This is a genomic window from Polaromonas sp. P1_G4, from assembly GCF_056405475.1.
Genome location: NZ_JBFUCA010000850.1, coordinates 1 through 1,171, shown reverse-complemented (window position 1 = coordinate 1,171; position 1,171 = coordinate 1). Strand labels below are relative to the sequence as shown.

The 1,171-nt window shown below is 62.2% G+C and carries 2 protein-coding genes; both read left to right on the top strand.

Going from position 1 to position 1,171, the window contains the following annotated elements:
* The first annotated feature begins 113 nt into the window (after positions 1–113).
* The gene (locus tag AC1D1X_RS23900; protein ID WP_477699425.1) at positions 114–716 is read left to right on the top strand and encodes a hypothetical protein; all 603 of its coding nucleotides are present in this window, start codon (positions 114–116) and stop codon (positions 714–716) included.
* 246 nt (positions 717–962) lie between these two features.
* Positions 963–1,171 (top strand): oxygen-binding di-iron domain-containing protein (locus tag AC1D1X_RS23895; RefSeq protein ID WP_477699424.1); only part of this gene is annotated, 209 nt, incomplete at its 3' end.

The following is a 1,171-nucleotide window of genomic DNA, read 5'->3' as shown; positions in this document are numbered from 1 at the left end:
ATTCAGGAGCAGCCCCCACGGCCGCTTGCCGAGACGGAGATTTATCGCCGCCACCGCAAGTTGCCCACCGGGTTGCTGGCAATCAAACGCATAAGCATTCCAAGGAGAACCCCATGAAATCGAAATTCCTCACTGTCTCATTGCTGGCCTCAGCCCTGTTCGCCGGGCTGGGATTTGCACCTGCCATGGCGCAGGGTACTAATACACCCGGCATTGACCAGGCGCAGCAAGCCATCAGCGCGCGTATTCAGCAGGGTCTGGCCTCCGGCCACATCACGCCGTCCGAAGCGCAGGTGCTGTACCGCCGCGACCAGGAAATCGCGGCTCGCGAGGCACGTTTTAAATCCAACGGCGTTGYCACACCACAAGAGCGCCAGCAGCTGCGCGCTGACCTGGACGGCCTCAGCGCCGAAGTGGAACGCATGATGAACAACCGCGATGTGGCGGGCAGGCCTGGCAATGCCGGCAATACCCCCGGCATCGACAACCGTGAATTCCAGATCAGCCAACGCATTGACGAAGGCGTGCGCACGGGTCACATCACGCAACGCGAAGCCGCCAGGCTGCACCAGCGTGAACGCCGCATTGAGCGCCACGAGGCCCAATTCAAGTCCGACGGCGTGGTGACCGCGCAGGAGCGCCGCCAGCTGCGCAACGAGCTGACATCGCTGCGCGACGACGTGGAACGCATGATGAACAACCGCCGCCGCGGTTAAGCGGTTAAGTAAAGCGCTGTTCGGGGGCGCCGCCACGCGGTGCCTGGACAGCTGCCATGCGCAAGCAAGGCGCGCCGGTGCCTATTGAGGCGCCGGCGCCTTTTTTTTGCCTGCTGCATCGCGCGTGTTGCGCCGGCGTGGGCGGCGGGCGCACGCTTCAGGCGTGTCATTGACCTGCATCAATACGCGAGCAGCGGGCGGCTTATAAAGTGGCTTTTTTTTCTGCGTCGCCGCACGCATTCAGCTATGCCCATAGAGCTTTACCGTGACGACAGGCATGCCTGCCTGATGTTCACCGACCTGATCGAGGAAGACGCGCATGCCGTCCAGTCCAACCAGTTCCTGATTGTCGACAACGGCACCGGCGCCGTGATCGACCCGGGCGGCAACCTGGCGTTCAACGAATTGTTCCTGGGCATGTCGCGCCACTTCAGCCCGCAAAAACTGTCTTACAT